Here is a 7,224-nt window from a genome sequence, read left to right as displayed (position 1 = left end):
CGCGAACAGCCTGGACACTCTTGGCCTGTATGACCTTGGACTCTATTTCCTTGCCATCGGATTTCTAAATCTCTGAATGGGAGCGGCGCTTCACGCTTGGCTTTCCACAAAACCAGCGCCCACGCTTATTTGGAATGAAAGGCTATCACCCTACGGCGCGCGTCTCGATTCTGGTTTTTGCCGGCAGCAGCGCAGCTCTCGCATTACTTCGATGGGTTGTAACTCCACTATTCGGCACGAACTCAACCTAACCAACCTTCCCTCTTGAGTATCGCGCTTAGCCTCCTGGCGTTTGCCATGATTCTCGCCGGCGTAGCTTCTGTCTTCTCGCTCATCGCCTCGCTTCTGCCGAAACCCACCAAATAGAACGCCTATCGTCGCGCGACTTTTCTTTCGGCCTCAGAGGCTAAGTGCAAGTCGGCCTTGTGGGGCCAAGCCGAAGTTGAATCGTCGAATAGTTCGCTTTGCACATAAAGTCGGGTTTTGAGGTGACTTTTTGTGCAGACTTCGGAGTTTTTGTGCAGAAAGCCCAGCGATGACTATTGGAAAAAACCAGCCTACGGTAGACAATGGGCTCATTGCGTTTCTGTGCGCTTCGTTCGCCGCTACGCTGTGGAGGGAATGGCCAAGAGATATGCGTTGTACCGTATTAGAGGCAGGTAGTAATGGGTTCTCGCTGACGGGAACGTGTCCCCATTGCACCAGCTTCTCAGTATTTATGATCGTGGGAAGCCAATATGCCGAGCTACTAACACCAGACGCTTCCGAAGTGTCAATCTGCGCGGCAATGAGATGTCAATCCTGCCTAAAGTACATTCTGGGCATTGCGATTAGACGGCAACACGAAATCGAATACCAAGAACATTACCCGCTGGGAAAGCCGGACGACTCTGTTCCTAAAGAGGTAGCGGCGACTGACTCGGGTATTGCCGCTGATTTTGCCGAAGCACTGCGATGCCTTTGGGTCAAGTCATATAAAGCGGCGGTAGCTATGTGCCGCTGCAGTCGAAGCGAGCTGCGTACAATTAGGCGCAAAAGGCAAAAACCTACAAACCAAGATTGATAACCTAGCGGCGCAAGGCAAAATCACCGAGTCGCTGAGACAGATGGCCCATGCTGTACGGTTGACGGCGAACCGTGGGTTGCACGACAAAAAGAAAGCTATAGATAAGTCACCCGAAGTCGCTACGGTAGGCGCGAGCGATGGCGGAACATTCACGGGCGACCTAGACACGTTTACTGAGGATGACGTGAAAGAAATGATCGCCTTTACGAGAGAATTCTTTCACCATGTATATGTAATGCCTGCCCTCTTAAACGCGCACAATAAGCGAGTAAACCCAACGCAAGAATGATACGGGAGACGCAATTAAATCAAAGCATTCTCTTGCGCCCCAAAGCTCCGATCTAATGTTCACTTCAAACATCGACTGAATTAGACAACAAATTATGGGCCAACACTTTGCTGGCTAATTCAGTCTATGTTTGAATTGAATATTAACCTGAGTTTTGGGCGCAGGAAGGTGCTATGATGTAACCCTTCGACGGGACATTCATGGCACGGCGGGGCATGGAAAGGGGCGCAACCTGCGCCCCTTGTCACTTATGCGATTCTATTCTTGTGCGGCAGCAGCTTGATCGGGCGGTTGTACTTCGGCTGCGGGTGGCGGGGGGCTCACAAGGGCTTTATCATCATCCGTGAGCATATAGTCATCGGTCGTTGCGAATCGACCGAAGCAAAAGGCAAGTCTGAATTGTAAATCGAAAAGAGCTTCTTGATGTAGGCGTAGCAATCGATTGGCCACTAAATAATCCGCATTCATTGCTCGCGGGATGCTGTAAGTTTCCAAGAGATAAGCTACTGACCTCGGAAAGCCACCAGGATCTTCTTGTAGGTAAAACGCATCCGGCCTTGCTCCTGCTCGCTGGTAAGACTCTTGAATATGCTCCACCTTTTTCTTTGGGGATTTCATAGAATAGGATTTATCAAACACATCGAGAGGAATAATCCGACAAACAGAAATATGCGACTTTCGCAGGCAATCGCAACACTGAGACAACACGAGGACGCTGGATTTTTCCGCCGCTGCCATCACTCCAATACCCGGCGGTAGGGGAACGTTTCCCACTACAATGGGTTCACCGACATTATTGTAGAGTTGGGGGTTTGCGAGGTCAGGTACAGTGCTGAGGATTACGTTACCTATTATGTCGCCTTGGCAGAGATCAACGTGCTCACCGATGCGGGTGTACATTTTGCTTATTTACGAAGCTTCCGCAAGCGCGGAACGTCTTTCGGGATCGCGGGCTGATATGGAGTTTCATCCTTCGGAAAGGGCTTTTCAAAAGGCACAACTCTAGCAGCATATTCCTTAGCCATGCTCTGTTGTTCGTTGACAATCCGCACACTTTTGGCAATCTGCTGTTGCTTGAGCACTTCGGGGAAAGAAATGTATGGCGTAGATGAATCCGACCATGCAATGTACAGATGAGCAGGCACCGTACAACTATTACTAGAAGTTGGCAATGGAGATCGGCTAGCTAATAACGCACGCTGTCTGAGAATGGCCTTAATATCCGCTTCTGAGATTGCGTAGTTATGCAGTTTTTTGATCATCGACTTTGACTGCTTCCTTCTGCTCTTTTTGGGCTTCTTGGATAAGGGATTCGAGGGCTTCGATTTTGTTAGCAAGCCAGTTATGCAATGACTTCGCAGTGAGTAAATCTACTATTATGTCAGCCTCAATCTCCCGAACCAGCTTACTGCTTGTTGTGAACTGCTCCGGCTTAACTATTCCTTCTTCGGCGACGGTAAAGCTACTACTATCTGGAATGGCCGCCCGTTCGTTATAAAAGGAGATGTGTATATCGCCACGTGGTGAGAGACCTCCCCACGCTCCGTCCGCGTGGATGACCCTAAAGAAGTTACTCTTCACGTATTTAAAAACAACCTCGTGCTCTCGATGAGACGAGTTTCCGTCCTCTTCGATTGTGTCTTTTTCGGCCATTTCCCCACTATTTTCAAGCCATTTGCCCTGCATAATACCTGCTTCGCAGGAAGATTGTATCATGCAGGGCAATAGCCTCCCTAAGGCAAAACAAAAGGCGAACGTGTTAAATCGTTCGCCCTCTGTTTGTCAAGATATCCCTTCAACCTGATTACAGTCCAAGTTTAATCGTCAATTAGCACGTCGGTAGATTATTCCGGCTAAGCGGGCGCCTTCGCCCGTTGCTGGTCTAGGCTCAAATGTCACACTGGATGACAAAAAAAGGCCCCGCCAAGATCATAGCGGGGCCTTTTCCCTATTCGTTTTTTTCGTCCGGTTTTCACGGAATCTCGTCAGTAGGCTTTGCCTATAAAAACGCGACGGGAACGTCGCGGAATATTGCCGAGGTGGTTTGCTATTACGAGGTTATTTGCGTTTAAAGAGTTGGAGATATGCCGTGGCGATTAGAGCGTAAGCCATTGCGATCTCGGGATGACCAGTTAGTGTGTAAAAGTATGGTAGCAACATGTAGCCAAGTAGGCGTAGAGCCTCAGGCTCTAAACACTTGCGCCAGTGCATCGCACCTCCCTCAAAATTTTCAAAGAGCAATCCGAACAGGGAAACTACGGGCAATCTAGTCTCGCTAAAACTGCCTGTCAAGGAATTCTGGCACAAAAGCTAATCACCTGCACAAAAAGTCACCTCAAAACCCGACTTAATGTGCAAAGCCGAATAGTTGAATAGTTGAATAGTTGAGCTTTGCCTCATAAGTCGAAAATACGGGTCGCTTATGGGTCAGGAATTTGACTTATGGGTCAATAAGTTTGCTGGCGTGAGGGAAGTACTTGGTATAAATATCACCCCTAAACAACGTAGCGGACACAACATCTTTCACGGGGATTACCACCCCAAAATCCGCAATCACATCTTCGCCATCAGTTTCGCCTTCGAGTATTCGCTTATAAGCCACATCATAATGAGTTGTTAGTTCAAGTCTCTGCTTTTCACCTTCGCGATAACCACTCTTGTTGGGCAACAGAGAAAAGGATGTTTCATCTTCTGGAGCCAAAGAGGTGGCAACCCGCCCGATGTAGACTTTGCCATTAGTAAGCGTCACCATTACATTTTTTTCTTCTTTCAAGGCCTTTAACAACAACTGTTCCAACGGGCTACCAAAGTCACGCACAGCTTTAGCGCCTTGCTTCTCTTTAGTCCACAATTTCTTAATCGGCCAAAGGTGATTGAGCACGGGTGGCCCTAACACCCCGAGCATTAAGGCGAAAGCGCTTACACCTGAATAGTCAAAGGCTGGGGTGTTGAATGCCCACCATTTACGAAGTTTTAATAAGTAATAGCAAGCTGTCCAATCAGGACTTGAGGCAATAACTATTGACGTGGCAAATGAGACTCCCAGCAGAATTGCCCCGACCAGCGACGAGTAGAGGAGTAACCTTTCCTTGTCCAGTCTTTTGGCGAAATAGAGAGTGAAGTTCCAGTGGGAGAGAAGGACGAAACCGCCTATGAGTGGAAGGAGGAGTAGATTAAACGGCACGGAGGATTTGCCTTAAATTATTGGATAATCTTATTTCTTAGTTGGGACGTTGGGTTGGGCCTTGCTCCCGTTGGTATTCTTCAACGAATCGCCTTGAGAGGGCTTGGAGTCCCAGTTCTTGCGTTCGCTTTGAATAACGGCCTTCATGTCAGCATAAGCACCGCCCGTCTTATTGCTAAACTTAACCGTGTAAGATGATTCAGATGTCTTAGCTGGCTTTGGCGTACTCATTTGTGACTCCTGCTAATAGTACGAATTATCAACCCCGCACGTTTCGGGGTTATGTCAGATGCCTGTTTACTTGACGCGGATTGCCGACACTTATACCTATTTAGTAGGAAACTGAGAAAAGGGCTTGTTTTTGGAGTTTGGCAGTGAAAAAGGGCCTATCTGCAACAATCTGCCCTTTTCGGGTCGAAGATTAACAGTTCTGGCAATTAGGGTGCAATGAAATAATTAAGGGGCGCGAGCTGCGCCCCTTTCAGACAGGACGGAAAGAAGCCTATGGCGGCTCGGCGATCTTAATTACGGGCTCGCCTGAGTCCGTTCTGCCGTTATCTTGTTCTTTAGCGGTGTCTGAACGAAAGGACTTCGGCTTTATTTTTCTTGCCGTTATTTAGTGGCAATCCGGTTATCTCTGTGAAAGTTTCCTGTGTGAAGTTAAGTTCCGTACAAAGCGCCTCCCGTGTTACGGCTATCCGATCTCCGAGGCCATTCAGGGCGCTATCCATGAGTTCTGGCTGTTGAAAGTTTGTAGGCTCAAAAGGCTCCCCCTTAGTCCAGCCCTTCAAGGACATGTATTGAAATGCTCGCCTATATTGCACGGCACTCAATAGGTCCAGATCATATGCTCGACGCACGATAGCCGCCGCGCTTGCTTGCCAACGTTTTTTTAGGTCAAAGGCGTGACTGAAAGTCCATGGGGCAGAAGTGAACTCTCTGCTAAATGCCCTACGTGGCATCAAAAACGCGCTGGCAAAGCGGTCGGCTGCTTTCTCTGTTTCGATGCCGCCGGTAGCTATACCGCGATGTAGGACTAAGTGTCCACATTCATGCGCCAGATCAAATGTCCAGCGAGAGGCGCTGGGTATTTTCTGATTAAGAAAAATAACAGTGGTCGGGCCAATTCTGGAGAAAGCATCAATATCTGTACTCTGAATAATGTTCCTCAGAACGACGATTCCAGCGTGTTCGACTACTCGGCTCATTTGTAGGATAGGACCCTCGAGTCCGAGACCCCAGTGCTTCCTACAATGTTCGGCGGCTCTTTCGATGTCCTCATTGTTTGAGGCCGAGAGTTCTGGAACGTTCAGGCTTGGAAACTTAAAAAGCTTTCTTAGTCGCGCGATTACCATGCCGCCCAGCGTTGCCCGCGCGCGGATTTGATCCTTCAACCTCTCTGTGGCTTTACGCTTGTGCCTGAAACTGCATTGCTCTTCTTGGAAAACGTCTTCAAGTCTTCCGTAGAAGAAACCTGGCTCGAAACCGAGAACTATACCTAGAGCCTCAACAAGGTCGGGTGCGGGGTCTTTCCTCTTTCCCGACTCATAGAATGAGATTAGGGAATGAGCGGCAGCGACCTCATCACCGAGCTGCTTTTGTGTAAGACCCTTGAACTCACGAGCCAACTGCAAGCGCGCCCCAGAAAAACTTTCACTGGGAATTGACATCGCGATTTCTTGTTTCCTTCTCCGCTTCCTTCTCCGCTTCCTCTGTTGTTGGCAATCCTTCCTTCTCGGGGAGAATGGTGAGCCAATCGCAGTTAGCGGCTGCCTGCCTGATCGCAAAACACGACCGGGAGTAAATGCGACAACCGAGACTCCATTCACTGTCGCCATCCTCGGCCTCGTGTTTATCAGCCGTTTTCTGTCGTACATCTCGGAGAATCGTGGCGATGGCCGACAGACGAACTTGCGTGAGCGGTGGGTAGGCTACCCAAGGTTCAAATGTATTCATGAGCGCGAATCCTAACACTGCAACATGACATGTGCAACGAAAATTTTACAGCCGCGCAAAGTTTAACAGCAGGGTCAAAACTTAACAGGTCAGTTAAAACTTAACAGGGGCGTTAAATTTCTACCGCTTTTGTCGCATGGCGCATTTTCCACCGACCGGTCACAGCCTCTTGGACTTTTGCGTCAACCTTCTTACTTTTGCATCAAGTTAGACTTTTGCAGCAAAGCCAGCCCCCCGCTACTTCTGAGTCAGACTTTGGACTTTTGGGTCAAAGGCGACTTTTAGGGCAAAGCCGAATAGTTGAATACCAAATACACAGCTGTATACCTGGTTACCACCGTCTGAGACCCCTCAAAAGCCAGCGCAAAAGATTTTGCTAGTTTGTTGGATACCCGGTATCCAATTCCGGGACTTGCTACTGAATGCGACTTCCCGCCGCAAGTCCCTATTTCAAACGAGTTACTAAGATACTCCGCTCAGAGTGTTTGTGGCACATGCATTGATTAGTACCTTACTGAATAATCAAGCATTAGCAGTAACAACAAGCGGATTTAATCTCGGTTCCCCAGGAGATCGACATGATCAACCTACTATCAGCATCCACAGCCACCCCACGCCACGCATTCCAGACCACCGATCTGACGAATGCCCTCATGCATAAGCTTTCCCCCGAGCTTATTAATACCCTGAACTCCCTGGGCGTGGACCAAAGATATTCGGTGATGGAGA

The 7,224-nt window shown here is 48.8% G+C and carries 7 protein-coding genes and 1 pseudogene; 1 reads left to right on the top strand and 7 read right to left on the bottom strand.

What is annotated here, in order from left to right; genetic code table 11:
* Positions 1–1,010: 1,010 nt before the first annotated feature.
* Positions 1,011–1,355: pseudogene (locus tag ACEW8P_RS18755) on the top strand (DUF4145 domain-containing protein); the annotation flags it as partial.
* Positions 1,356–1,613: 258 nt separating this feature from the next.
* Here ACEW8P_RS18755 and ACEW8P_RS18750 read toward each other — a convergent pair.
* From ACEW8P_RS18750 to ACEW8P_RS18720, 7 genes are all read right to left on the bottom strand, one after another.
* Positions 1,614–2,255: a hypothetical protein gene (locus ACEW8P_RS18750; RefSeq protein WP_373514607.1), complete on the bottom strand. Its 642-nt coding sequence runs from the start codon at positions 2,253–2,255 to the stop codon at positions 1,614–1,616.
* A 5-nt stretch (positions 2,256–2,260) separates the two neighbouring features.
* A complete protein-coding gene (locus ACEW8P_RS18745) occupies positions 2,261–2,617 on the bottom strand; it encodes a hypothetical protein (RefSeq protein ID WP_373514606.1) in 357 nt (118 codons plus the stop codon).
* Positions 2,598–3,008, bottom strand: coding sequence for a hypothetical protein (locus tag ACEW8P_RS18740; protein WP_373514605.1), 411 nt, complete (start codon positions 3,006–3,008; stop codon positions 2,598–2,600). Before ACEW8P_RS18740 ends, ACEW8P_RS18745 begins: the two co-directional genes overlap by 20 nt.
* 787 nt (positions 3,009–3,795) lie before the next feature.
* Positions 3,796–4,539 carry a hypothetical protein gene (locus tag ACEW8P_RS18735; protein ID WP_373514604.1) on the bottom strand — a complete coding sequence of 248 codons (744 nt, stop codon included), beginning with the start codon at positions 4,537–4,539 and terminating at the stop codon, positions 3,796–3,798.
* Positions 4,540–4,569: 30 nt separating this feature from the next.
* Positions 4,570–4,770, bottom strand: a complete 201-nt coding sequence (locus ACEW8P_RS18730) for a hypothetical protein (protein ID WP_373514603.1) — start codon at positions 4,768–4,770, stop codon at positions 4,570–4,572.
* Between the two features lie 335 nt (positions 4,771–5,105).
* Entirely contained in the window at positions 5,106–6,209 is a 1,104-nt protein-coding gene (locus ACEW8P_RS18725; protein WP_373514602.1) for a helix-turn-helix domain-containing protein, read from the bottom strand.
* Positions 6,193–6,495 (bottom strand): hypothetical protein, encoded by a 303-nt coding sequence (locus tag ACEW8P_RS18720; RefSeq protein WP_373514601.1) that lies wholly within the window; start codon positions 6,493–6,495, stop codon positions 6,193–6,195. The genes ACEW8P_RS18725 and ACEW8P_RS18720 overlap by 17 nt, the downstream gene beginning before the upstream one ends.
* Positions 6,496–7,224 lie beyond the last annotated feature (729 nt).

Origin of the sequence: Persicitalea sp., from assembly GCF_041751555.1 — a bacterium.
Taxonomy (GTDB): domain Bacteria; phylum Bacteroidota; class Bacteroidia; order Cytophagales; family Spirosomataceae; genus Persicitalea.
This window is presented reverse-complemented; position numbering and strand designations above follow the sequence as displayed.

Bases quoted from the DNA above. Each gene is read 5' to 3' on its own strand.
- ACEW8P_RS18750 (WP_373514607.1), bottom strand. From the start codon at position 2,255: ATGTACACCCGCATCGGTGAGCACGTTGATCTCTGCCAAGGCGACATA.
- ACEW8P_RS18745 (WP_373514606.1), bottom strand. From the start codon at position 2,617: ATGATCAAAAAACTGCATAACTACGCAATCTCAGAAGCGGATATTAAG.
- ACEW8P_RS18740 (WP_373514605.1), bottom strand. From the start codon at position 3,008: ATGGCCGAAAAAGACACAATCGAAGAGGACGGAAACTCGTCTCATCGA.
- ACEW8P_RS18730 (WP_373514603.1), bottom strand. From the start codon at position 4,770: ATGAGTACGCCAAAGCCAGCTAAGACATCTGAATCATCTTACACGGTT.
- ACEW8P_RS18725 (WP_373514602.1), bottom strand. From the start codon at position 6,209: ATGTCAATTCCCAGTGAAAGTTTTTCTGGGGCGCGCTTGCAGTTGGCT.
- ACEW8P_RS18720 (WP_373514601.1), bottom strand. From the start codon at position 6,495: ATGAATACATTTGAACCTTGGGTAGCCTACCCACCGCTCACGCAAGTT.